The sequence below is a fragment of the Balneicella halophila genome (assembly GCF_003096835.1).
Taxonomy (GTDB): domain Bacteria; phylum Bacteroidota; class Bacteroidia; order Bacteroidales; family Balneicellaceae; genus Balneicella; species Balneicella halophila.
Genome location: NZ_QENZ01000004.1, coordinates 450184 through 476269, shown reverse-complemented (window position 1 = coordinate 476269; position 26086 = coordinate 450184). Strand labels below are relative to the sequence as shown.

At 35.8% G+C, this 26086-nt stretch carries 23 protein-coding genes; 10 read left to right on the top strand and 13 right to left on the bottom strand.

The genetic code is table 11. The features are described 5' to 3' along the window. Positions 1–50 precede the first annotated feature (50 nt). The 3 genes from C7377_RS07045 to msrB all read right to left on the bottom strand — a co-directional run bounded on the left by C7377_RS07045 (position 51) and on the right by msrB (position 3202). Complete coding sequence (locus tag C7377_RS07045; protein WP_116496623.1) at positions 51–455, bottom strand: hypothetical protein; 405 nt, start codon at positions 453–455, stop codon at positions 51–53. Positions 456–786: 331 nt separating this feature from the next. Next, complete coding sequence (locus tag C7377_RS07040; RefSeq protein ID WP_207778441.1) at positions 787–2625, bottom strand: DEAD/DEAH box helicase; 1839 nt, start codon at positions 2623–2625, stop codon at positions 787–789. Between the two features lie 100 nt (positions 2626–2725). Next, the gene (msrB, locus tag C7377_RS07035) at positions 2726–3202 is read right to left on the bottom strand and encodes a peptide-methionine (R)-S-oxide reductase MsrB (protein ID WP_116496622.1); all 477 of its coding nucleotides are present in this window, start codon (positions 3200–3202) and stop codon (positions 2726–2728) included. A gap of 154 nt (positions 3203–3356) precedes the next feature. Between msrB and miaB the strand changes: the two genes are divergently transcribed. The 4 genes from miaB (at position 3357) to C7377_RS07015 (ending at position 8742) form a co-directional block, all read left to right on the top strand. Continuing rightward, complete coding sequence (miaB, locus tag C7377_RS07030; protein WP_116496621.1) at positions 3357–4694, top strand: tRNA (N6-isopentenyl adenosine(37)-C2)-methylthiotransferase MiaB; 1338 nt, start codon at positions 3357–3359, stop codon at positions 4692–4694. Positions 4695–4700: 6 nt separating this feature from the next. Next, a complete protein-coding gene (gene mtaB, locus C7377_RS07025; protein ID WP_116496620.1) occupies positions 4701–5993 on the top strand; it encodes a tRNA (N(6)-L-threonylcarbamoyladenosine(37)-C(2))-methylthiotransferase MtaB in 1293 nt (430 codons plus the stop codon). A gap of 115 nt (positions 5994–6108) precedes the next feature. Further along, positions 6109–8382, top strand: a complete 2274-nt coding sequence (locus C7377_RS07020; RefSeq protein WP_116496655.1) for an alpha/beta hydrolase family protein — start codon at positions 6109–6111, stop codon at positions 8380–8382. 174 nt (positions 8383–8556) lie between these two features. Further along, positions 8557–8742 carry a CsbD family protein gene (locus C7377_RS07015; protein WP_116496619.1) on the top strand — a complete coding sequence of 62 codons (186 nt, stop codon included), beginning with the start codon at positions 8557–8559 and terminating at the stop codon, positions 8740–8742. A gap of 72 nt (positions 8743–8814) precedes the next feature. On the opposite strand, the gene C7377_RS07010 is transcribed toward C7377_RS07015, so the two are convergent. After that, positions 8815–10830 carry an alpha amylase C-terminal domain-containing protein gene (locus tag C7377_RS07010; RefSeq protein ID WP_116496618.1) on the bottom strand — a complete coding sequence of 672 codons (2016 nt, stop codon included), beginning with the start codon at positions 10828–10830 and terminating at the stop codon, positions 8815–8817. A 105-nt stretch (positions 10831–10935) separates the two neighbouring features. Here C7377_RS07010 and C7377_RS07005 point away from each other — a divergent pair, with 105 nt between their 5' ends. Further along, positions 10936–12699: an SLC13 family permease gene (locus C7377_RS07005; protein WP_207778440.1), complete on the top strand. Its 1764-nt coding sequence runs from the start codon at positions 10936–10938 to the stop codon at positions 12697–12699. On the opposite strand, the gene C7377_RS07000 is transcribed toward C7377_RS07005, so the two are convergent. The 7 genes from C7377_RS07000 to pyrB all read right to left on the bottom strand — a co-directional run bounded on the left by C7377_RS07000 (position 12692) and on the right by pyrB (position 18782). Further along, complete coding sequence (locus C7377_RS07000; protein WP_116496616.1) at positions 12692–13123, bottom strand: pyrimidine dimer DNA glycosylase/endonuclease V; 432 nt, start codon at positions 13121–13123, stop codon at positions 12692–12694. The two genes, C7377_RS07005 and C7377_RS07000, sit on opposite strands and share 8 nt — an antisense overlap. Next, positions 13120–13896: a TIGR03915 family putative DNA repair protein gene (locus C7377_RS06995; RefSeq protein ID WP_116496615.1), complete on the bottom strand. Its 777-nt coding sequence runs from the start codon at positions 13894–13896 to the stop codon at positions 13120–13122. The genes C7377_RS07000 and C7377_RS06995 overlap by 4 nt, the downstream gene beginning before the upstream one ends. 2 nt (positions 13897–13898) lie before the next feature. Next, positions 13899–15158, bottom strand: coding sequence for a putative DNA modification/repair radical SAM protein (locus C7377_RS06990; protein WP_116496614.1), 1260 nt, complete (start codon positions 15156–15158; stop codon positions 13899–13901). A gap of 67 nt (positions 15159–15225) precedes the next feature. Then, on the bottom strand, positions 15226–16713 hold the full coding sequence (locus tag C7377_RS06985; RefSeq protein WP_116496613.1) for a dihydrolipoyl dehydrogenase family protein: 1488 nt from the start codon (positions 16711–16713) through the stop codon (positions 15226–15228). A 39-nt stretch (positions 16714–16752) separates the two neighbouring features. Continuing rightward, positions 16753–17382, bottom strand: a complete 630-nt coding sequence (locus C7377_RS06980; RefSeq protein ID WP_116496612.1) for a hypothetical protein — start codon at positions 17380–17382, stop codon at positions 16753–16755. A gap of 4 nt (positions 17383–17386) precedes the next feature. Next, on the bottom strand, positions 17387–17842 hold the full coding sequence (locus C7377_RS06975) for an aspartate carbamoyltransferase regulatory subunit (RefSeq protein WP_116496611.1): 456 nt from the start codon (positions 17840–17842) through the stop codon (positions 17387–17389). A 34-nt stretch (positions 17843–17876) separates the two neighbouring features. Next, entirely contained in the window at positions 17877–18782 is a 906-nt protein-coding gene (gene pyrB, locus C7377_RS06970; RefSeq protein WP_116496610.1) for an aspartate carbamoyltransferase, read from the bottom strand. Between the two features lie 189 nt (positions 18783–18971). On the opposite strand from pyrB, the gene C7377_RS06965 reads away from it, so the two are divergent. The 5 genes from C7377_RS06965 to C7377_RS06945 all read left to right on the top strand — a co-directional run bounded on the left by C7377_RS06965 (position 18972) and on the right by C7377_RS06945 (position 24248). Beyond that, positions 18972–19871 carry a TIGR01777 family oxidoreductase gene (locus C7377_RS06965; RefSeq protein WP_116496609.1) on the top strand — a complete coding sequence of 300 codons (900 nt, stop codon included), beginning with the start codon at positions 18972–18974 and terminating at the stop codon, positions 19869–19871. 181 nt (positions 19872–20052) lie between these two features. After that, the gene (locus C7377_RS09795) at positions 20053–21558 is read left to right on the top strand and encodes an OmpA family protein (protein WP_133241470.1); all 1506 of its coding nucleotides are present in this window, start codon (positions 20053–20055) and stop codon (positions 21556–21558) included. A 69-nt stretch (positions 21559–21627) separates the two neighbouring features. After that, complete coding sequence (gene recF, locus C7377_RS06955) at positions 21628–22725, top strand: DNA replication/repair protein RecF (RefSeq protein ID WP_116496607.1); 1098 nt, start codon at positions 21628–21630, stop codon at positions 22723–22725. Next, on the top strand, positions 22718–23008 hold the full coding sequence (locus C7377_RS06950) for a DciA family protein (protein ID WP_116496606.1): 291 nt from the start codon (positions 22718–22720) through the stop codon (positions 23006–23008). Before recF ends, C7377_RS06950 begins: the two co-directional genes overlap by 8 nt. 40 nt (positions 23009–23048) lie before the next feature. Further along, complete coding sequence (locus C7377_RS06945) at positions 23049–24248, top strand: pyridoxal phosphate-dependent aminotransferase (protein ID WP_116496605.1); 1200 nt, start codon at positions 23049–23051, stop codon at positions 24246–24248. On the opposite strand, the gene C7377_RS06940 is transcribed toward C7377_RS06945, so the two are convergent. Then, positions 24243–24758: a GNAT family N-acetyltransferase gene (locus tag C7377_RS06940; RefSeq protein WP_116496604.1), complete on the bottom strand. Its 516-nt coding sequence runs from the start codon at positions 24756–24758 to the stop codon at positions 24243–24245. The genes C7377_RS06945 and C7377_RS06940 overlap by 6 nt on opposite strands. Positions 24759–24764: 6 nt before the next feature. After that, positions 24765–26084 carry a dihydrolipoamide acetyltransferase family protein gene (locus C7377_RS06935; RefSeq protein ID WP_116496603.1) on the bottom strand — a complete coding sequence of 440 codons (1320 nt, stop codon included), beginning with the start codon at positions 26082–26084 and terminating at the stop codon, positions 24765–24767. Between the last annotated feature and the right edge of the window lie 2 nt (positions 26085–26086).

The following is a 26086-nucleotide window of genomic DNA, read 5'->3' as shown; positions in this document are numbered from 1 at the left end:
TTATGAATTACACTCTAAATTAAAGAATGATGATTATTTAAAAGAAATTTTTAATAACGGTATAAAATCAGTCCGTCATCGCTGATGAGTTCCGTATTGTTTCTGGTTGAAGTAAAATTCCATTTAGATTCTGCGACAGTAAGATCAAGCATATAATAATTGCCATAGTCAAATACCTCGGCTTCCTCAATAACTAACGTTAAATAGGGAAATTGCTCATAATATGCCCCAACATAGGTAATGTAGTATTCCGGCTCAATGGTTTCAATCATTTCAAACCAGCCGTCATCATCTAAATATAAGTTAAAATAATCAATAATATATCCGTCAGGAGTTTCTTGCTCTGCTATCCATTCAGTGTTAGCAAAATTATTATAATAATAAGAATCGTTGTTATCCTCATCGCAACTAAAAAGAAATGGTAAAATAAGGAATATAAATAGGAACTTTTTCATAACTACAGGGTTTTATAGTTCCTAAAAACAAACATTATACCAAGTCTATGACCCACCTTATTCTCAAATACTTGCACAGAATATTACAAACAGCTTATAGGCTTTATTCTTCCCCAAAAATAAGACAGTTTATTATTAGACTATATAAAATACGAATGTAATTTACCCTCATAAATCCTTGAAAACCAACACCAATTCAGAATTTTATTAAATTTTCATATATTATAGATTAATTGCGCATATTTGTGTGTAAGTCTACAATATGGGATAGAACAAAAAAAGACCGCTCGAATAAACGAACGGTCTTTGTATTTAAAAACTCAAAGGGAACTTAGTAGCGTTTTCGTTGCTTACGTTCCTTGCTGGTAGGCTTACGTTTTTTATTGCTACTGTTTCCGTAATTATCTCTAGTGCCACCGCTACGGTTTCCTTTTCTTCCATCACCGCCACTTCGGTTACTTCTATTTCTGCTATTGCTTCTTCCGCCTTGGCCCCCTCTGCCAGCGTTGCGACTTCCGCTTCGTCCACCACGTCCACGACTGCGTTGAGGTTCAGAAGCTAATACGCCACCATATTCTTTTACCACAACATCAGGGTATTCCTCAGCCAGTTCAGTAAAAGCATCAAGTACTTTCTTCTTATGGTCGTTATCTACCTCAAATAGCGTTTCGTGTTCATCTAAAACTATTCTCCCAATAGGGATATCACTACTATCGGTAAGCTCATTTATCATCCCAATAAGGTTGCGAGCATCCATTCCCTCATCTTTACCTACGCTCAATGATAAGGTGGTGAAGTTCTCTCGAACTTTTTTATCATTTCCCTTTCTATCCGACTTTACATCCACATTCAAATCTTGTGCATTTCTATAGTACTCCAAGAATCGGTTAAATTCCACAGAAACCATCTTCTGAATCAATTCTTCACGACTCAGGTGTGAAAGTTTGTCGTAGATAGCAGGCAGAAACTTCTCTATTTGTTTTTCGGAAACTTGTGTTTCCTCAATCTTATTTACCAAGTTAAACAACTGTCGTTCACAAATTTCACTCCCGGTAGGAATCTGCTGTCTTTGAAAATCAACCTTTGCAAAACGCTCAATATCACGGATTTTATTCAACTCTCTAGAATGAACTATCGCAATAGAAACGCCAAACTTGCCTGCCCTTCCAGTACGTCCGCTTCGGTGTACGTAAACTTCTCTATCATCAGGAAGGTTGTAATTGATTACGTGGGTAAGGTCGGTTACGTCAACTCCCCTAGCAGCAACATCAGTCGCTACGAGCAATTGCAATTGTCGCTTTTTAAAACGATTCATCACAACAGTACGTTGCGCTTGCGGAATATCTCCGTGCAAAGCATCAGCATTGTAGCCATTTTGCATGAGGCTGTCTGCCAACTCTTTCGCTTCTCTACGAGTTCTGGTAAAAATAATTCCGTAAATATCAGGTTGCACATCAACTATACGTTTCAATGCCTCGAATCTATTGCTCGCTTTTGTAACGTAATAATGATGTTTCACATTTGAAGCTCCGGTATTTTCCGAATCTACAGCTATCTTTTCCCATGTATTCATATAACGCTCTGCAATCCGCAAAACGGACTTTGGCATAGTTGCAGAAAAAAGAAATGTACGTTTCTCATGAGGAGTGTTTTCTAAAATAGCATCTAAATCCTCTTGGAATCCCATATTCAGCATCTCATCAGCTTCATCTAAGACGACCCATTTAATGGTTTCTAATTTTAGTGCTTTTCTCTTTATCAGGTCCAATGTTCTCCCTGGTGTACCCACAACTATGTGTACGCCTTTTTTCAAAGCTCTTAGCTGTGTGTCTATATTTGCGCCCCCATAGACTGATGTTATCGTAACCCCCTTTAAATGCTTAGAGTATTTACGCAAATCATCACAAATTTGCATACAAAGTTCTCGCGTAGGGGATAAAATGATGGCTTGTGTGTGCTTATTGTCTATATCAACTTGTTGCAATATGGGCAATCCAAAAGCAGCAGTTTTTCCTGTTCCTGTATGTGCTAAAGCAATTAAATCATTCTTTTTATTCAAAATAAAAGGAATTGCGGCTGCCTGTACCGGTGTCGAATCAACGAAACCCAATTCGTCAATACTTTTCAGGATGTCCTTATTTAATCCTGACTCACTGTATTTTTCTATCATGTTAATGTATTTTCTCCACGAACTGTGAAGCGTGTGGTATTATAAATTCGCCACAAAGGTACGCTATTTTATTGATATACAAACTAAAAAGAAAGATATATTAGTCTTCCTTAAAAACCACACTTGCGGAATTGATGCAATAGCGCAGATATGATGGCGGTGGTCCATCATTAAACACATGACCGAGATGACCTCCACAATTCGCACAAACTACTTCCGTCCTTATCATTCCATGCGAAGTATCTTTAATAAGTTCTATGTTTTTCTCTGCTGCAACATCTGAGAAACTTGGCCAGCCACAACCTGATTTAAACTTACTCTCAGAAGTAAATAATAAATGGTCGCAGGCAGCACAATAGTAATTTCCACTCTCATAAAAGTCATTGTACTTACCTGTGAAAGGTCGCTCCGTACCTTTTTCACGAAGCACTCTGTATTGCTCCTCTGTCAGTTCTTTTTTCCACGTTTCTTCAGACTTCTCTATCAGATAATTCTTTTCTTTCATATTAGTTGGTTCTTTTTGTGTCGATTGGCAACTTACAGCCAATAACAACATCATTATAAATGTGGTCTTCATATCCAAATATACGGAATATCCCTAAGATTATGTATTTTTGCACCCGAAAAGACCTAACCAACTTTTTAGAATTAAAATGTTAGATGATTATTTATCATAAAGATATATAATTTCTAAAAGTATCCCTAAAGGGAAAACAAAAAGATAAAAAACGATGAAATACCATATATTAACACTGGGATGCCAGATGAATCTCTCGGATGGGGAGCGAGTACGTACAGTGCTCGACAAAGCTGGTATGCAGTGGGTAGATGATGAAAAAGATGCTGAACTTCTTGGAATAATAGCTTGTTCTGTTAGACAGAAAGCCATTGACAAGGTGTATAATAGAATAGCTGAATGGAACAGGCAGAAAGACAAGCGTAATTTAATCACATTTATATCAGGATGTATCTTGCCTGATGATTATAGAAAATTCCTAAAGCTGTTTGATATTATCTTTCAAATGAAGGATTTGCCAAACCTCCCACAGATGATTCAACAATATGGAGTCAGTTCATCTTATTCACAAAAAGAATCCATTTCTCCATTAGATCATGACATGAAGGAATTTTGGAGTCTTACTCCCTCCTATCAGTCAGACTTTGAAGCCTTTATTCCTATTCAAAACGGTTGTGACAAATTCTGTACCTACTGTGCTGTTCCTTACACTAGAGGACGAGAAGTGTCAAGACCTTCTAGCGAAATATTAGAAGAATTTAAGCAACTTGTTGATAGTGGGTATAAAGTCATTACGTTTTTAGGACAAAATGTAAATTCTTACGGATTGGATAAAAAAGGTAAAGAAATCAATTTTGGTGAGCTAATTGACAAAGCGGCTTCTTATGCTGATGCTCAAGGAAGACGAATATGGATTTACTTTACTTCACCACACCCAAGAGACATGGGTCGTGACGTAATAGAAGTCATAGCGAAACATCCGTCTATGGGTAAACAAATACATTTGCCTCTACAGTCCGGAGACGATGATGTCTTGAAAAAAATGAATCGTAAACACAATGTAGAAAAGTATCGTAACATTGTTAAGGATATAAAAGAATTGATTCCTGAAGCGACCATTTTTACGGATATTATTGTAGGATTTACGGGTGAAACAGATGAGCAAATCGAAAACACTCGCCAGGCAGTTGAGGAGTTTAAATACAACATGATTTATTTGGCAATGTACTCACCACGTCCTGGGGCTGTAAGTGAGCGTTGGGAAGATGATATTCCTAAGGAAGTAAAAAGTCAACGTCATCAATTTATAACTGACGAACTGAGAAAACATACTGCAGCATATAATCATAGTCTCGTAGGAAAAACTTTCCCAGTATTGGTAACCAAAAGAGATACGCGAAAACCTGAATACCTTTCCGGATATAATGAGGGAAAAATAACCGTTCGCTTTCTTTCAGACGATGATAGTCTAATTGGTAAATTTGTAAATGTAAGCATCACAGGTGCTTCTGATTTTTCTGTTGAAGGTGAGATGAAATCCGTTTCGAATTAACTGATTATGAACATTAAAAAGAAAAGAATAGCATTTAAAACCTTAGGGTGCCGGCTCAATCATTATGAGACGGATAGTATTGCTACGCAATTTGATAATGGTGACTATGAAATAGTTCCTTTTGATAATGAAGCGGATATTTACTTAATAAATTCTTGTACTGTAACTCACGAGAGTGACAAAAAGGTGAAGACTTTTATCAAACGCGCCCATCGGACTAATGAAAGAGCGATGACGGTTGTGATGGGTTGCATGGCTAACAGCGAACAGGAAGCATTGGAAGCTCGCGAAGATGTCAGCTTAGTAATTGGAAATGAGAAAAAATCCTATGTACACTCCTTAATTGATGCTCAGGTAAAAGGTGAAATCTTAGAATTAGACAATCTGCAAGAAAACCGATTTAACTACGGTATAGCTGCTCCTATTTTTCATACGCGTAGCTTGATTAAAATTCAAGATGGCTGTGATAATTTTTGCAGTTTTTGCATCATCCCACAAGTAAGAGGTCGTGGAGTAAGCCGTCCAGTGAATGAAATTTTAGAAAACATACAAAATTTAATAGGTGCCGGCTATAAAGAAGTAGTTATCACAGGAGTGAACATTGGCAGATACAAAAGCGAAGGACTTAATTTTGAAGGATTGCTATCCAAAATACTGAACCTTGAAGGTGATTTTCGTGTGCGTATTTCTTCATTAGAACCTGATGGGTTTACAGAAGATTTCTATAAGTTATTTTCGCATCCAAAATTAACACCTCATCTCCACCTTTGTTTGCAAAGTGGCTCAGATAAAGTATTGAAAGATATGCGAAGGATGTATGATGTAGAACAATTCCGAAAGGTCGTTCAAAGTATGCGTAAACATATTCCGAATTTTAACTTCACCACTGATATTATTGTAGGATTTCCTGGCGAAACAGATGATGACTTGCAATATACTCTTGATTTAATGGAAGAGTTTCATTTTGGACACGTTCACACATTTAAATATTCTAAACGCAAGCGAACTAAAGCTGCAAATATGGAAAACCAAGTGCCGGAAATCATCAAAACTCAACGCAGTGAAAAGGTACGAACACTTGCTGAGAAATTGCAACAAGACTATAGAAAACAGTTTCTCGGAACACAACAAAAAGTATTGATAGAACGAGTGCATGATGACTATGCTACTGGATATGGAGAACATTTCGTCCCTGTCAAAATAGTTGGTAAAAATCTAATACACAACACTTTTTATCATGTGGGAATTACTGCTATAGAAGAAAATAAAGACTTCCAATTGGTTGGAAATGTATTGTAATACTCAACTTTTAATTATTTCATAAGAATATTTTAAAATTAATAGTCTATAATGTAACATTTTAAAAATAGTGACGACTTATTGTATGTATTTCATAACCAAAACTATTTTTAAAATGAACTTGAAACAAATTGGCATACTTGCCGTAATCTTAATGACAACAATGGCTCTAAAATCACAAGACATTGCAGGCGACTGGAAAGGCACATTAGATGTGCAAGGAATGCAGATGGAAATCATATTCCATATTGCAAACGAAAATGGCGTCCTTACTACAACAATAGATGTTCCAGCACAAGGTGCCACGGGCATTCCTATTGAATCTACTGAGTTTTCAGAGAATACTTTGAAAATTAGTTCTTCTCAGATGCAAATGAGCTATGAGGGAACTTTAGCTGATAATACTGTAAACGGCACATATAAACAAGCGGGAATGGAACTTCCCTTAACTCTTAACAAGTTCGAAAGTAAACTACCAGGAAATCCTGATTTGGTTTCTTCAGAAGAAGAACTTGCAAAATTAGCAGCTTACGATAAAGGCGATTACAAATATGACGTTGCCGATTATTTTGCTAAACCAAAAGCATCTTCATTTCAACTTTCACCTGATGGAAAATACATGTCTTACATGGAGAAAGCAGAAGACGGGAAACGTCATGTTTATGTAAAAGAAATAGTAACAGGCGAAATTAAAAGAGCTATCGAAGAAAAAGAGGAATTAATCAAAGGTTATGGCTGGGTAAACAACGAACGTCTTATCTATGGAATGGATAAAGGTGGCGATGAAAACATACACATCTATGCAACGAACCTTGATGGTTCTAATGACATGGATCTTACTCCATTTGATGGTGTAAAGGCAATGATATTAAATTCCTTAAAAGATCAAAAGGACTACATTATTGTGGGGTTAAATAAAAACAATCCACAAGTATTTGAACCTTATAAGTTAAATATTGTAACCGGCGATTTAGTTCAACTGTTTGAAAACACTGACCCTAAAAATCCTATCCAAGACTATGAATTTGATAAGGATGGCGAATTAAGAGGTTATAGCAAGCTGGTGGATGGTATCACTAATCAATTCTATTACAAAGACTTAGAAACTGGCGAGTTTAATCTTTTAAAAACGATGAATTGGGACGACACCTTCGCAGTTGTTGGGTTCGCTTATGATATGGATGATAAGAATATTGCCTATGTTGCCACTAACCTAGACAGTGACAAAGCACGTATCGTTTTATATGACCTAAAGTATGATAAAATCATAAAAGAAGTTTTCTCAAACCCAGATTACGATGCTACAGGAATGAGTCGCTCAAGAAAAAGAAACTATGAAATTGATTATTTCTCATACACTGGAGAAAAATCTGTAAAAGTTCCTGTAAGTGAAACGTATAAAAAACTACATGCCAAAATGGAAAAACAATTCCCAAATATGGAATTTGGTATTGTAGATTTTGATGACGATGAAACACAGTATTTAATTATCACTGGAAGTGATAAATTGGTTGGGACATATTACACCTATGATGTTGCTAAGGATAAATTTACTTTGCTGTATGATCTTATGCCTCAGTTGAATCCTGAGGATATGGCAGAGATGCGTCCTATCACGTTCAAATCTCGTGATGGTTATACTATTCACGGTTATATCACGCTTCCTGAAGCTACTTTGGAAGGGAAAAAAGTACCAATGATTGTAAACCCTCATGGAGGACCACAAGGTATAAGAGATTCTTGGGGATTTAACCCTGAAGCACAGCTTTTTGCAAGCAGAGGCTATGCCACTCTACAAATAAACTTCCGTATTTCAGGAGGATATGGTAAGAAATTTTTACAAGCCGGATTTAATGAAGTTGGACGAAAAGTGATGGATGATATCGAGGATGGTGTAAAATACGTAATAGAGCAAGGATGGATTGATGAGGATAAAATTGCTATTTATGGTGCCAGCCATGGCGGTTATGCAACCTTGATGGGACTCATTAAAACACCTGATCTATATACTTGCGGTGTTGATTATGTTGGTGTTTCTAACATATTTACTTTGTTTGATTCTATGCCAGAATATTGGAAACCGTTCTTGAAAATAATGTATAAAGTATGGTACGACCTAAATGATGAAGAGCAAGCTACTATAGCGAAAGAAGTTTCTCCGGTATTCCAAGTTGATAAAATCAAAAAGCCATTATTTGTGGTTCAAGGAGCGAATGACCCACGAGTAAACATCAACGAATCTGACCAGATTGTAAGTGCATTACGAGCTAAAGGGTTTGATGTTCCATATATGGTAAAGTATAATGAAGGTCATGGATTCGCAAGAGAAGAGAACAGGTTAGAATTGTATAAATATATGTTAGGCTTTTTTGCCAAACATTTGAAATAGCAGTACTATTTTTTTCATAACAAAATTTTGCTGAAACGGCGTCTCTTTTTTAGAGGTGCCGTTTTCTTTTTCAGAATTTTAACAACTTAAAACGTAATTTAAACAGAAGAATATAGAACTCGGTATTGTTTTTGTGCATTAAAATCATAGTATTAACCTCTAAAAATTAAAGTCATGAACGAATTAAATTTAAAAGGAAATTGGAACGTAATTAAAGGTAAACTGAAGCAACAATATGCTGACCTTACTGATGATGATTTAACTTATATTGAAGGTAAAGAAGATGAATTATTCGGTCGTTTACAAAAGAAAACCGGAAAAGCAAAAGAAGAATTAATTGAAGAAATCAAAAAATGGTAATCTAGTTTATCATTGTAATAATACTGAAGTGCTAGCTCGAATTCGAGTTAGCTCTTCTCTTTATATCTTGACTTAACCTAAATCCTCTACGCTCTTACTTTTTCTCATCTGAAAGACTAAAGCAGTGCGGGCGGGAATGTATATTTTCAACCGATAATCACCTTTGGTTAATTTTTCGGGCGTTTCTACCGCATACTCTTTTTGTACCTCAACCAAATCATAGCCGCCAAACCTCTTTTCATCTGAAGATAGAATTAATTGATAACGTGCAGCAGGCACAGTCATTCCATAGTCTGGAAATGATTTTAAAGGATTGAAATTAAATACAAAAAGTAAATTACCTCTAATAAATGCCAATACTTGATCTCCCTGATTATCCCAAATTTTATTAACAAATGGTTCTCGTAGCGTATGATGCTCTTTAACTAAATGAATCATTGCATTATCAAAATTTTGCAAAAATTGGAACCGAAGTGAATCATCATCTGCTAAGCTCCATTGGCGACGTGCATGATTATAAGACCAATCATTACCATATCTTGGAAAATCAATCCACTCAGGATGACCAAATTCATTACCCATAAAATTCAAGTATCCGCCACCAGCAGTAGCTAAAGTAATTAGTCGAATGATTTTGTGTAATGCCATACCGCGGTCAACCAGTAAATTCTGGTTTTCTCTATCCATATGATAATACATTTCTTTATCTATCAATCGGAAAATAATCGTCTTGTCGCCCACCAAAGCTTGGTCGTGAGATTCGGCATAAGAAATTACTTTTTCCTCAGCACGCTTGTTCGTTAATTCATAGAAAATATGCCCTACTTGCCAATTTTCATCAGCAACTTCTTTTATCAGTTTAATCCAAAAATCAGGTACGCCCATCGCCATGCGATAATCAAAGCCTATACCTCCTTCGTCTATTGGACTTGCTAATCCGGGCATACCGCTCATCTCCTCAGCAATAGTTATTGCTTTAGGATTGATTTCATGAACCAGTTCATTTGCTAATTTCAAATAGATAATTGCATCATCATCTTGCCCGCCATCGAAGTAACTGTGATAACCTGTAAAATCACGTCCTAAACCGTGGTCTAAATACAGCATACTCGTTACACCATCAAAACGAAATCCATCGAAATGAAATTCCTGCATCCAGTATTGTACGTTAGATAACAGAAAGTGAATCACTTGGTCTTTTCCATAATCAAAACACAAAGAATCCCAAGCTATGTGTTCTCTCCTCACACCTTCATGAAAAAATTGATAGGGAGTGCCATCGTACAAGCCTAAGCCTTCAGTGGTATTCTTTACAGCATGTGAATGTACAATGTCCATAATCACTTGTATTCCCATGCCGTGTGCTTCATCGATGAGCATTTTCAAGTCCTCAGGTGTTCCAAAACGAGAAGAACAAGCAAAAAAGTTAGAAACATGGTAACCAAAAGATCCGTAGTAAGGATGCTCTTGTATCGCCATGAGTTGCAGTGTATTGTATCCTAATTTTTTAATACGAGGCAAAACATTCTCTCGAAACTCGTTGTACGAACTCACTCTAGGTTCCTCACCAGCCATTCCTATATGTGCTTCGTAAATTAGTGGAGGATTTTCAATATCAGGAGTTTTATGTTGCCAATTATAAGAATCAACAATCCATATTTGAGCATCAAAAACCTTTGTGTCTTCATTTTGCACCACACGACGGACATAAGCAGGTAATCGCTCACCTTCTCCACCATCCCATACCATTTGCAACTTGTAAAGTTGTTTGTGTTTTAGCTGTTTTTTAGGGACTTTAAGTTCCCAATTACCGTCTCCAATAGCTTCAAAACGATATTCATTCTTAATTTCCCAATTATTGAAGTCACCTTTCAAGAATATTTCGGTTGCATTTGGAGCCCATTCTCTAAAGATATAGTTCTCAGCATCTTCATGCATTCCATAATATAAGTATCCTAAAGCAAAAGAAGCCAAATCACCCGTTCCTTTAGTTAGATTTTTCTTAGTTTCAGAGTAGGCATCATGTCTTTGCTCAATAATAGTTTGATAAGGTTGCAAGTAAGTATCTCTTTTAATCAATTCTAACATAACTCCAAAGGTTTTCTTTCCAGTAAAGGTAAGAATAATCTAAGAAGATAACAGATTCCATATTATATTTTAATTATTACCTTTGAGGTTTTGAATGGAATGTCTATGAATACAATTCACATCATCGAAGTTTGTATCGCATTGGTTTTTCTGCTTTTCTCCTTTTATAGAGATTGGTTCGGAGCTTCATTCACATTTCTCATAGCTATTATTTTCTTGGCAGTTTGTGGCGTCCTCAGTCCTTCAGAGGTGCTCTCTGGAGCGGCTAACGAACAAGTCATTGTCATCATTATGCTTCTACTAATTGGTGACATCATCCGCCAAGTGGGTTTGATAGAAAATATCTTTGACAGACTCTTTACAAAAACTAACAACCGTCATGTATTTTCTTTCCAGATGATGAGTATGGTCGGCGTTTTTTCAGCATTTTTTAACAATACGCCTCTTGTAGCTGTAATGATGCCCTACGTAAATAATTGGAGCAAACGCAATAATACCTCTCCTTCCAAGCTTTTGATTCCACTCTCCTATGCGGCTATTTTGGGTGGCGGGCTTACCCTTATCGGTACTTCTACAAACTTAATTGTCAATGGAATGTATGAGGAATATACGGGTCAGCAACTCAATATGTTTGATTTTATCTATGTTGGTTTACCCATGTTAATTATTGGTATCATATACTTAGTGTTTGTAGGAGACAAGTTATTGCCAAACCATGAAAGTTTACTCAATGCATCACTTAACAATCGACAATATATCGTTGAAGGCGTTATACCTAAGAATTCCAGTTTTATAGGTAAAACACTGAAAGAATTAGGATTTATTGATGTAAAAGGACTGTTCTTATTTGCTGTATATCGTAACGATGTGAAAATATCTATACAATCCAATATGGTTTTTGAGGCCAATGACAGTTTATTTTTTACCGGCGATACAGAAATGGTCACTGAACTTCTAAACCAAAGAAAAGATTTGGTATTTCCTGAAGCGAATAAACTAACTTACAGCAAAGATTCCAGAATGATAGAGGTTGTTGTTTCTCATAACTCTAACCTTATTTCAAAAGATAGTCGGGAAATCAATTTTCGTGCGAGATACAACGCTTCGCTGATAGCAATCCACCGAAATGGGGAATTACTCAAAGGAAAAATTCGCAATCAAAAATTAAAGGCTGGCGACGTATTGCTGTTGATATCCGATGACCTGTTTGAAGAACGGACAAATAATGATAACAACATCTATATGATCTCAAAAACTTCAGAGATTAAGAAGCAACTGCCCCACGTCACTTGGCTTCTTATCATTGGGATTTTAGTAGCTGTTGCACTTTCTGCACTGCATATAGTCCCTATTTTTACTTCATTAGCAGTGATGCTTATTGTGGGTTTCTTAACTAAAATCTCAAATCCTAAAGATATCGTTGCAAAAATTGATTTCAATTTAGGTCTCACCATTATTTTAGCCTTAGCATTTGGTACAGCCATGTTAAAAACCGGAGTTTCTCAACTCATTGCTGATGGAATTATCTACGTGTTTAGTCCATTAGGAACTTTAGGATTTTTGTTTGCTCTCTATATACTTACCAGTTTATTAGGAGCTTATATAACGAACAAAGCTGCGGTAGCGGTATCTTTCCCTATTGCTATCTCTATGGCAATACAGTTAGGATATGACCCTAAACCTTTTGTACTTTTAGTTTCTTATGCCGCGGCGGCTAATTTTATTACTCCGATAGGTTACCAAACAAACCTAATGGTTTATGGTCCGGGAAACTATACTTTTAGAGATTTTTTCAAAGTAGGACTTCCGCTTACAGTGCTCTATATGTTTGCTACAGTGGGTATTATATATTGGATGTACATCAACTAATCTTTTCCCAACTTTCGATTTCTCCAGAAACTATATAAAATAGCGGATGAACTTCAAACAGATCAAGGTCTTTGAACTGCTTGTATTTCGCATAATCACGTTGATCCAATTTTCTTAATAAATGCTCCTTTTCATAGTTTAATTGCCCACTGGTCACAGCAATTTTCTCTACCTCTTTAAATGCCCCAATCTTCTCTTTATTAAAACGATAACCACGAATATTTGCTTCTTCATAAATGACTGACAAATAGAAGTTGATGGTAGCCACAGGCTTTTCAGTTGCTTTAAATCTTAATAACTGAGGGTGATTTCTATATCCTTTTGTTTTATTTTCCAAAACATTTTTTGCCAATAGTGTTTCTCTCCACAGCGCAACTAAACCTTTTGCGTCTAGATATTTCGGATGTAATGACCATATTCTCATAACAATGGATTTTTCTCACTTAAATATTTCCAATATCTGCGAGGTAGCAATTGTAGATGTAGTTTCTTATTGAGTCGCGATTCAATAGTTGTATGCGTAAAGTAACTTTTCCATAGCCGCTGAAAATGTAACTCATCATCATCAAAACGAATTTCTCGAAGTGCTAAACCATTTTTAGATTCACTCTCGCTTATATTTACAATTTGAACTTCTTTCAAGTCATAATAAATACCATATTTCCTCTTCAAATCATAAATAAGCCACCGTTGATCAGCAAAGCGAGTTTTAAAATGATATTCCAATAAAGGTAATACATCAAAATCTGGTTCAATAAGTGAATAGTAAATACCATCATCTCCTAATTTAAAACGAACGAATGCTTTCATCCTATGAGATTCGCGACCGATTTTTTTTAATGTATCTCTTAAATGTAACACATCAGGATGTCCATAATCTCCCAGCACATTTTTCTGAGTTTTCAAGGCATAGCGAATCACGGAAAGCAAAGTATCCTCAATACCTTTCTCCTCTCCTAAGAAACTCATCCATAACTCTCTGAGCCCTCTTTTTCCAAGAATCTTCTGCAACCTCAACTGTACCCGTTCAGCCTTTTTCTCATCATAGCTGGAATAAATTTCTTGTGCAAATAGATTCGCCACTTCTTCTCCATCTTCTCTTCGTATTATTGCATCTTGCAACTTTAAATCGTAAACATCAAATATTGCTGCTAAAAATCCGTCAAAATTCCCGTTGTAACGTAATATGGTAAGCATAGCTAAAATAGTGATAATTGACCATCGAATTGCTTAGTATATTTACTTTTACCAGAATGTAAAATCAGGTTACGCAATTGCAGACTATCATAATCATTAGAAACATAATATTTACCGCAATGGATAAAATATTTTGCTCTATTCATGGCAATGCCCAATTTACGTAGTTTTTCATAAGTCAGGCGTCCATATCTTCTTGCTACGATTATTTTCTTAGCTCCTCTCACTCCAATTCCCGGGATACGCAATATCATATGATAATCAGCAGTATTAACATCAACCGGAAAATGTTCTCTATTTCGCAAAGCCCAAGCCAATTTAGGATCAATTTCCAAATCTAAGTTTGGAAAATCAGCATTTACAATCTCATAAGGTTCAAACTCATAAAAACGCATCAACCAATCCGTCTGATACAATCTATTTTCTCGAACTAAAGGTACGGATGTGTTCAAAGCAGGAAGCTTCTCGTCACTAAGAACAGGGACATAGCCAGAATAATAAACTCTTTTCAAGTCAAACTTCTTATACAAAGCTGTTGCTGTCTTCACAATATCAAGATCCGATTCTTGAGTTGCTCCAATTATCATTTGCGATGATTGTCCTGCAGGTGCAAATTTCATAGATTTTACCAACTTATTTTTTTTATCGTCTTTGTACTGAACAATACCTTGTTTTATTTCATCCATAGGTTTCACCATCTCCTTATGATTCTTATCAGGAGCTAATAATTCCAAACCTTTTTGCGTAGGTAACTCTATGTTTACACTCAGTCTGTCAGCGTATAAACCAGCTTCGTGAATAAGTTCGGGACTTGCTCCGGGTATTGTTTTTAAATGAATATAGCCATGAAAGCGTTCCTCTTCACGGAGTTTCTTTGCGATTTTTGTCAATCGCTCCATGGTATAGTCAGGGCTTTTCATCACTCCGGAGCTTAAAAACAAGCCTTCTATATAATTCCTGCGGTAAAAATTCATCGTAAGGCTTACGACTTCACCTACGCTAAAGGCTGTTCGTTTTACCTCAGCATTACTTTTGCGAGATACGCAATACAAACAATCATAAATACAATGATTCGTCAAAAGGATTTTGAGCAAAGAAACACAACGCCCATCAGGCGTATAAGTATGACAGATACCTGAAAAACTAGCATTACCTAAGCCTCCTTTATTAGTACGCTTACTTCCACTTGATGAGCAAGACACATCATACTTTGCAGCATCGGATAATATAGATAATTTTTCTTGAAGTCTGTCCCAATTCATTGATTATGTAATTTTTATCTAAAAAGAAATCTCTAGCTTCAAAAATACACATAAAATATGAAACAAATTACTTGCTAGGCTTCCAAGTTCTATAGCTGATTAAATGAGGGAATGCTTCTGGCTTTAGCACAGATTTATTCTCAAAAACACGTAAGCATTCCTGTATTCCCTCCGTAATACTGGGGTGAGGATAGATGCCTTGGTTAGCATCTTTCAACGAGCTGTATTGATTAATAAGATAAGCAATTGAGGTAATAAAAGATGAGGCTTGGGGTCCAATAGCTCGCATTCCGAGAATACGATCATTACCGTCATCACTTACTAAAATTTTGACAAATCCGCCTTTACTCCTCATCGCAATTGATCTGTTTACTAACTCATTGGAATAAGTTGCAACGCGATAAGCTATGCCACGTTCTTGGCACATTTTCTCATTTAAGCCGACACTTGCTACTAAAGGACGGAAAAACATTAATGTTGCCATATTAGAATAATCCAACGGCATTTTCTCGTCAGAATATAGTGCTTCTATAACGTGACGCCCTTGCAATTCTGCTGCATTGTACAATTTCAGCCCTTCTACGGAAACGTCACCTACCGCAAAGATGTGGCAATTCTTAAAATCATCTAAAGCACAATGTCTTGTAATGTCCAATTCTCCCCTCTCCGTAGGTTTTATACCCACATTTTCAAGACCTAAATCATCTGAATTAGGCTGACGACCAATAGAAATTAATGCAATATCAACTTCTAAAACATCGCAATGACCATCCTCAAAGTCCAGAACGACTTCCAGGTAATCTTTCTTTTTACGAATAGTTCCTAATGATGCAGTATGGTGAATAATAACTCCATTATTTTCCAAACTGTTGGATATTGCTTTACTAATATCATCGTCTTCAAAAGGAATTACTCGTTTTTGTCTATCTAACAAATGAACTTCCGTTTGACCGTAATTTGAAAATATCGTTGCAAATTCACAACCAATAATACCTGAACCGATGATAAGCATCTTTTCGGGAAAATCCTTTAGTTTCATAATATCATCAGAGGTAATGATATTTTTATGATCAATCTCCACTCCTGGCAAACTACGAGGACGTGAGCCTGTAGCTATAACAATATTCGTAGCTTGTATAAGTTCTTCCTCTTCATTATGCGTAATTGATAAGGTATGTTTATCTACGAAACGAGCGTGTCCGTATTTTAGAACTACAGTACCTCCGGCTTCATTTTTAGGCTCTGAGAATGTCTCTATTTGTGACAACATCTGTAGTCTTGCTTGCTTAGCAGCCTGTTTCACAGAAGAAAGCACTTCCTTGTAGCTAACAGAGAGTCCCGATGAACGGTATCCTCTATCTACACGTGCTGCCATCGAGTAATCTTTTGACAATTCCCACATGGCTTTAGAAGTAAGTGCTCCATTCATAATTCCAGCACCGCCTAAATGTCCTGCTTCTATTAGGCACACTTTTTTCCCAAAGTCAATGGCACGCATGGCTGCAGAAAACCCTCCCGGTCCGCTTCCTATGACAGCTACATCATACTTTTCCATATCAATTTTCTCTTTGTTTTATTAATCAAGCTTTTATCGCTATTTATTTTGATGCCAAATATATTTAAATAAAGTATCAGATAATAATTGTGCTTCAACTAATTCTTCCTCAGAAAATTGATATTTATCCGAAAGTGTCTGTTCTGCTTCAAGCAAATATTCATCTTGATACAATTCATTGTTGTATGATTCAAGCGTTCGCAGATCTTGTGTTTGCATCGCAGCAATACGTCTTAAAATAAATGCTCGTCGGTCATATCTATCTGTATCTTTTTGGATAGGTGTATCATGAAAGAAGAAATAATCTAGGGTATCAATGAAAAAATCATCATGTGAATGTAATAAAATGACTCTGCTTCTTAAGATGTGAAAAAGCTCACTATCCTCTTTCCCTTTTTCTCGTCCACTCACCAATGCTTGTGTTATATAAGCAAAGGTTTTATGTGCCCATTGAATTTCTTCATCTTCATCATCAATACAATCTAAAAATAATACGCGAAGTGCTACTTGTGAAAGTGCTTCTATTTTTTTACTATCCCAAAGTAATAGAGGCTGATCATTGACCGCCTCTACTAAATTTTGTAACAATTGATTTATTTTACCTCCTCTACCAGAATGATTTAAAATATCATCAATCAGTGAATTCAATTGTTTCTCATCGGTATTCATATAATTACTTACGAATTTCTATATTATTATAATCGGTAATTTTTTCACAATATAAGCATTTTAGGTCTATTTCTTTCTTGTCAGTTACTTTAAATCTAGTCACAATATCTTCATGATTTGTAATGCATTTCGGATTCATACACTCTACCAACCCTACAACTTTATCAGGCACTTCAATAACTTTTTTATCAACCACTTCATAGTTTTTAATAATACTCAATTTTACATTAGGAATTATCAAAGCTATTTTATTTATTTCGTTATCTTCAAAATACTTTTCTTCAATCTTGATAATTGCTTTAACTCCCAACTTATTGCTAGTATAATTGTTACCAATAGTTATAGCAGTCTTGATTTTTTCTAGCTCCAATAATTTTATCACCTTAAATAATAAGTGAGGAGGTATATGATCTATTACAGTTCCGTTTTTTATTGCGCTTACTTGTAGTTCCTTTTTCATTTTTCCTATTTTTATAATATAATATTCCCCTTTCTTACAAATCCATTACTTTAGAAATAATAGCTTGGCGTGCATATACACCATTCAGTGCTTGTTCAAAATAGTACGCCTTTTCATTTTCATCAACATCCAATGCGATTTCATTAACCCTTGGTAAGGGATGTAGCACTTTCAAATTCGATTTTGTTCCTTCCAGCATAGCGTTACGAAGTACATATACATTTTTTACTTTTTCGTATTCTATTACGTCAGCAAAACGTTCTTTTTGTACACGGGTCATATACAACACATCCGCCCTCTCCAAAATGTCAGTAAATTCTAGATGTTCATAGTACGGGATTCCTCGCTCCATTAAATAGGATGTGTAAGCTCTTGGCATTTTCAAAGATTCAGGTGATATGAAATTAAAAGTTGGATTAAAATCTGCCATTGCCATCAATAGAGAATGAACAGTTCTTCCGTACTTTAAATCCCCAACCATGAAGATGTTTAAATCATCTAAACTGCCCTGTGTTTTATATATAGAATATAAGTCAAGCATTGTTTGCGTAGGGTGTTGATTGGCACCATCACCAGCATTGATTACAGGTACGTCAGAAATCTCCGAAGCATAACGTGCCGCTCCTTCAAGTGGGTGACGCATTACAATTAGGTCAGCATAGTTGCTCAGCATCTTTATCGTGTCTTTCAACGACTCCCCTTTAGTAACACTAGAGGATGAAGCATCAGTAAAACCAATAACTCGTCCACCAAGTCTATTTATAGCCGTTTCGAAGCTCAAACGTGTTCTGGTTGATGGCTCAAAAAAAACCGATGCCACTACTTTGTCTTTCAGCAAGTTCTGATTAGGATTTTCTTCAAATTTTGAAGCGGTATTCATTAATTCTAGGATTTCGTCCTTTGAATAATCATTAATTGATACAAAGCTTTTGTTATTCATACATCTATAAGTTTGATTGTTTGCTTTAATTTAGTGAGGATATAAAAAAAGGAGCCAACAGCAATGCTGTCGGCTCCTTTAAAATCTATAACTTATCTCGTTTTATTATTTTCTTTTTCATCAAAAGACAAAGATAGTTTTTTTTTATGTATATTGAACAAATATTTAATCTGAAAAGCAGTATTTATTATGAAAATATTAATCACTGGCGGAAGTGGGCTTGTAGGAACAGCTCTTACAGAGAAACTCATTGAAAAAGGTTATAAAGTCAATTGGATAAGCAGAAGTAATAAGTCACGAAAAGATGTAGATGTTTATCAGTGGGATTTGAAAAAAGCATATATTGACAAGGAAGCTTTCAAGGGTGTCGATGCTATTGTTCACCTTTCGGGAGCTAATATTTCTGCAAATCGATGGAGTGAGACATACAAAAAGCTTATTGCAGACAGCCGTATCGAAACTTCACAATTACTTTTTGATTCTGTAACTAAATATAATATCCCATTAAAGACATTCATTTCAGCATCAGCAATAGGATATTATGGAACTTTTACCTCAGACAAGGTACTCACAGAGGATTCACCTCCTGGAAATGATTTTTTAGCAAAGGTGTGTATTGAATGGGAGAAAAAAGCAAAGCAGTTCCAAACTATTGGTGCACGAACAGCGACTATCAGAACTGGAGTTGTCCTGAGTAATAAAGGAGGTGCACTGCCTCAAATAACTAAACCTATAAAATGGGGAGTGGGAGCAAATTTGGGGAATGGGCAACAATATATGCCATGGATTCATATAGACGACTTAGTCAATATCTATCTAAAATGCATTGAAAACTCAAGCATGCATGGAACCTACAATGCTACATCACCTGACTCCATCACAAACAAAAAAATAACCAAACAGCTGGCAAAATACCTAAACAGACCACTATGGCTTCCTAATATTCCAAAATCTATACTAAAACTTATATTAGGGGAAAGAGCTAATTTACTATTAGAAGGTACAAGGATTTTTCCTAAAAGACTACTTAATCAGAAGTTTAGCTTCAAATACTCAAGTTTTGCAGAAGCCATTGTTTCATTATTTTAAATAAAAATAGATAATCAATGGTGAAAGATACTAAATTTCATTTTTTTGTAGTACATTTGTATTACTATAAATAGAGCTGAAATACTTTATATGATTGACATTGACAAAGTTGAGATTGGCAAGGTATTTGCTCGCATACTTATTGAAAGATTTTGAAAATAAACTTTTTAATTACATTATTATGAAAAATTACAGCTTAAGATTTTTGGCAATATTTGCTTCTATCTTATTTTTAAGTAGTAGCGTATTTGCACAAACAGAGGACAACAAATGGAACATTGGTTTGCATTTGACTCAGACTGAGTACCAAGGAGACCTTGGTAATGGGTTCTTAAAATTTGATGATTTTGATCCTGGAGTAATGTTAAATGTAGGTTACTACTTATCTCCTACTTTTGACTTAAATGCTCGCTTTGGTTATGCTCAGGTAGATTACACTGATGATAACGGAACTTATGGTGTAGGTAATGGCGGTTATGCTGACTTATTAGGTTCTAACAGAAGTTGGGGATTTGATGGAGATTTTATGAATGCATCATTGAATTTGAAAATGAAGCTTAACAATGGCTGGTTATTTAGAGAAGATGCTGTTGTTGGACCATTTATTAATGGTGGTGTTGGTATGACATATATGGATGTTGACCACAAGCGTATTTATGGTCAAAGCAAGACATATTCAAATATGGCTTTGAACTATGGTGGTGGTTTTAATTTCCGTTTAGGTGAGCGCTTCAATATGGTTTTAGAAGCCAATGTTATCAACCCAATGACTGACGTATATGACGGTGTGGATGCAGGTACTGCTCCAGGTTGGACTGCTGATATGAATGATAAAGGTGGAGATGCAGGTGAAAGTGATGATATGTTCTTACAATATTCAGTTGGTTTCACTTACAACTTAGGTAAAAAGAAAGATGCTGACGGTGACGGTGTATCAGATAGAAAAGATAAATGTCCAAACACACCAGCTGGTGTAGCAGTTGACGAAGATGGTTGTCCTATCGATACTGATGGTGACGGTGTACCTGATTACTTAGATAAGTGTCCTAACGAACCAGGAACTGTTGATGGTTGCCCAGATAGAGATGGTGACGGTGTAGCAGACAAGGATGATGATTGTCCAGATGTAGCAGGATTAGCTCAACTCAATGGTTGTCCAGATACTGACGGCGACGGTGTAATTGATTCTAAAGACGAATGTCCTGACACTCCAAAAGGAGTTAAAGTTGATAGCAAAGGATGTCCAGTAGATACTGACGGCGACGGAATTCCTGATTACTTAGACAAATGTCCTAACGAAGCAGGTGTTAAAGAAAATAACGGTTGTCCAAAAGTAGAAGAGGCTCCAGTATATTATGACAGAGTTGTACATTTCAACTTCAACAAGTGGAATATCAGAAGAGTAGATATCGAAACATTAAATGAAGTTGCTGCTAAGATGATGGAAGACACAACTCTTACAGCTAACATCTCAGGTCACACAGACTGGATTGGTACTGATCCTGTAAACCAAAGAATTTCTGAATTGCGTGCAAGAGCAGTGAAGAAGTACTTAGTGAAGAAGGGTGTTGATGAAAATAGAATTAACACTGTAGGTTATGGTGAAAATTCTCCAGTTGACACTAACGAAACTTCTGAAGGTAGAGCTAATAACAGACGTGCAGAAGTAAGAATAAGATTAAAATAATCTTATAAAACATATTTTTTCTAAAAGGACGCCCAATGTGGCGTCCTTTTTTTTACTTATATTGCGAGCATGATTTTACAAAATATTTCAATATTAAATTATAAAAATATTGCAGAAGAAAATCTAAAGTTCTCTAATAGATTAAACTGCTTCATTGGTAAAAATGGTGAAGGAAAAACAAACCTTCTTGATGCCATATTTTACCTCTCTTTTTGTAAAAGCAACTATTCATCATCCGATGCAAATAATATAAAGCATGACGAGGAAACGATGATGCTAAAGGCTGAATATGAAGTACAAGGAAATACGGAACACATTCATTGTGGAGTAAAACGTCAATCAAAAAAAACGTTTAAACGTAATAATAAAGATTATAAACGATTTTCTGAGCATATCGGTTTGCTACCTTTAGTAATGATAGCACCTGCAGACATTAGCATTATTATTGGTGGAAATGAAGAACGTAGGAAGTTCATTGACAGTATCATATCTCAATATGATAAGGTCTATCTTCAAAAATTGGTTAATTACAATAACCTGCTACAACAACGCAACAAGTTATTAAAGCACCAACCCCAAGAAGATCTCCTTCTTGTTCTCAGTGAACAAATGGCAGGTATAGCCAACTATATTTATGAGAAAAGACTTGAGTTTGTTGAAAAAATCACTCCTATTTTCCAGGAATATTATAATAAAATCAGTGCTAATAAAGAGCCGGTAAGTATTGAATACTCCTCGCAAATGAATGCCGGAGATTTCATAGAACTCACAAAGCATAACTTAACCAAAGACTTGGTTTTAAAACATACTTCCGTAGGAATTCATCGAGATAATTTAGAATTTATTCTTTCAGGGTATCCTATTAGAAAGGAAGGTTCGCAAGGTCAAAAAAAATCTTATTTAATTGCTTTAAAGCTAGCACAATTTGATTTTATAAAAGAAATCTCTGGCAAACGTCCCATTTTGCTATTGGATGATATCTTTGATAAATTAGACACACAGAGAGTGCAACAAATCATTAATTTAGTTTCTGAGATTCATTTTGGTCAGATCTTTATTACAGATACTGATAAAGGACACATCGATGCAATGCTGGAAGAATTGGATTTAGATACGGAAAGTTCGCTATTTAAAGTTGAAAATGGTAAAATAACAAGCTATGCGTAGGACGAAGACTGAAAAGATAGATACACTCGTTAAAAAGATAATGGAAGATTATGCCAAACAAGGTGACAATTACCAGCATCTTATTTATGCAGAGTGGAAGCAGATGCTTGGTGTTACGGTAACGAATGCTACCCGAAAAATATACATCAAAGAACGAAAACTATTTGTACACTTAGATTCTCCTATTATAAAACAAGAGCTTATCTTGCTTAAAGACAAAATAATACAACATATGAATAGAAAGTTTCCGGATGGACAGTTGGAAAACATAATATTTAAATAATATAAGTAAATTTGTTTCAAACACTATAAATAAAATAAACATGTTGAAAATATCGCAAAAAGGCATCAATATGCCCGAATCACCAATTCGAAAATTAGTTCCTTATGCAGAAGCTGCTAAAAAAAGAGGAACAACCGTTTATCATCTAAATATCGGTCAACCAGACATTAAAACTCCTGAAGTTGCCCTAGATGCTATCAGGAATTATGATGAAACAACGATAGAATATAGTCACTCAGCCGGGAATGTAAGCTATCGCGAAAAACTAGCGAAATATTATAATAATATTGATATCCCTGTAACTTCAGACGATATCTTAATAACTACCGGCGGATCAGAGGCTATTCTTTTTGCCTTAAACACTTGCTGTGATGAAGGCGATGAGATTATTATCCCTGAGCCTTTCTACGCAAACTATAATGGATTTGCTACAGCTGCAGGTGTAAAAGTAGTACCTATCACCTCTACCATAGAGAATGATTTTGCCTTACCTCCAATCGAAGAATTTGATAAGTTAATCACGCCTAAAACACGTGCAATAGTTATTTGTAATCCTAATAATCCTACCGGATATTTATACAGCAAGGAAGAACTGCAACAATTAAAAGAACTAGTATTAAAGCATAATCTCTATCTTTTCTCTGATGAAGTGTACCGTGAGTTCTGCTATGGCGGACACACACACTTCTCTGCCATGCAATTAGAAGGGCTTGAGAATCATGTGATTTTGTTCGACTCTGTATCAAAAAGATACAGTGAATGTGGCATCAGAATTGGTGCATTAGTCACTCGAAATAAGGAAGTGATTAAAACGGCATTGAAATTTGGACAAGCTCGCTTATGTCCTCCTGGCTTAGGACAGGTAGCCGCAGAGGCTTCGTTGGACACACCAAAAGAATATTTCGACGAGGTCTATAATGAATATATTTCTCGTAGAGACTTCATGGTGAGTGCTTTAAATAAAATGGAGGGAGTATATTGCCCAGAACCTAAAGGAGCATTCTATACAGTAGTAAAACTGCCTATTGACAACAGTGACCGTTTTGCACAATGGCTGTTAGAAGACTTTTCTTACGAAGGACAAACTGTAATGGTAGCCCCTGCTAGCGGATTCTATGCCACAGAAGGTTTAGGACAGAATGAAGTGAGAATTGCTTATGTGCTTAAAAATGAAGACCTCGAAAAAGCTATGAAGGTACTTGAGGAAGCATTGAAAGTATATCCAGGCAGAAAACTATAAGAAACATTGAAGGAGGTATTCATCCTGCCAGCCTTCAAAAGTTTTTATCCAATCTTTTTTGGAGCCTGCAATAGTAAAGCCTTGCTTTTGAAAAAGAGCAAGGCTTTTTTCATTTGTAGCTAAGATGTTTGCATAAAGTTGATGCATGCCTAACGACTGTAAAGCATATTCTTTTAATAATTGTATTGCTTTTGAGGAATAACCATTTCCTTCGTATTTCTTGTCAATAAACACCCCCACCCCTGCACGAAGGTGATAGGGATCAAAATCGAACAAATCAATCAAACCTATAGGATTTCCAGCATCTGTTTGAATAACCAATCGCAATTGTTTCGTTTCATAGATGTCTAAGTGCGAAATCTCTATATATTTTTGCAATATATGTTTAGAAAACGGTGCTTTAGTATTGCTTAATTCCCAAAGCATGGTGTTATTTTCTAAAGCATAGAGCAAATCTATGTCATTAGGCTCTAGAGCTCTCAGACTTATATGTTTGCCTTTCAAAAGCATTAGAGACTAAATGCTTCTGTTAACATCAAAATTTTCGAGTTGATCACGAACCTCCTTCAGGAAATTCCCACCTAGACCACCATCTACAACACGATGATCATATGACATAGCTAACATCATTATATCTCTAATCCCTACTCCATAATTTCCGTTATCAGAAAGTACAGCAGCAGGTTTCTTTTTGATAGCTCCTACGGCAAGGATGGCAACCTCTGGTTGGTTTATGATAGGTGTACCTGTTAAGCTATCAAATGCACCTAAGTTCGTTATCGTAAATGTCCCTCCCTTAATATCTGTCGGAGCTAATTTGTTGTTACGTGCCTTTTCGGCTAAAGTGTTAACTTGCTCTGCAATGCCAACTATATTAAGTTGATGAGCTTTATGAATAACAGGAACAATTAAATTTCCATCAGGCAAGGCTGTCGCCATACCTATATTGACATTTCCTCTTTTAATAATATTATCACCATCAACGGAGATATTTATCATAGGGAATTTCTTGATTGCTTTAGCTACAACTTCGACAAAAAGTGTTGTAAATGTGAGTTTCTGACCATATTTTTCTTGAAACTCTTTCTTTACTTTATTGCGCCAATTGACCATATTTGTCAAGTCCGCTTCAATAAAAGAGGTTACGTGTGGCGATGTAGCTAGAGAATCCACCATATGCTCGGCAATCAATTTACGCATACGTCCCATCTCCACCACTTCATCATTCTCTCCTACGGTTAATTTAGGAACTGGTTTTTCTACTTTTTTTGATGAAGTCTTTTGGGGCTCTTCTTTGGGTTCTTTTTCGGTTTTTTTCTCAGATTCTTTTTTTGATTTAGATTCAGAAGCTAAATTATTTTCTGCAATATAATTTTCTACATCTTGCTTAGTTATGCGATAGTCTGCTCCTGTTGGTTCTATTTCATCTAAGACACCCAATGGCAAATCATGTTGTTGCAACAAAGCTCTCACAGTTGGCGAAATAAATTGTGAATACTTTGTATTTTCTTTTTTCTGAGCTGCTTGTTTTTCCTCAGATTCTTGCTTAGGTTCTTCACTTTCTTTCTTGTCTTCTGAATTTACATTCTCCCCTCCTTCTGTCTCAATTCTAGCTACTGCATCGCCAACGGGAACGACATCACCTTCTTCAAACAATAATTCTGCAATAGTTCCTTCAAACGGTGACAATACTTCACTATCAACCTTATCAGTCGCTACTTCTAAAATCGGTGTATCTACTTCAACAGTATCACCTACTGCTACCAAATATTGAGTGATTGTAGCTTCAATAATACCTTCTCCCATCTCAGGAAGTTTTATATCTCTTTTACTCATAT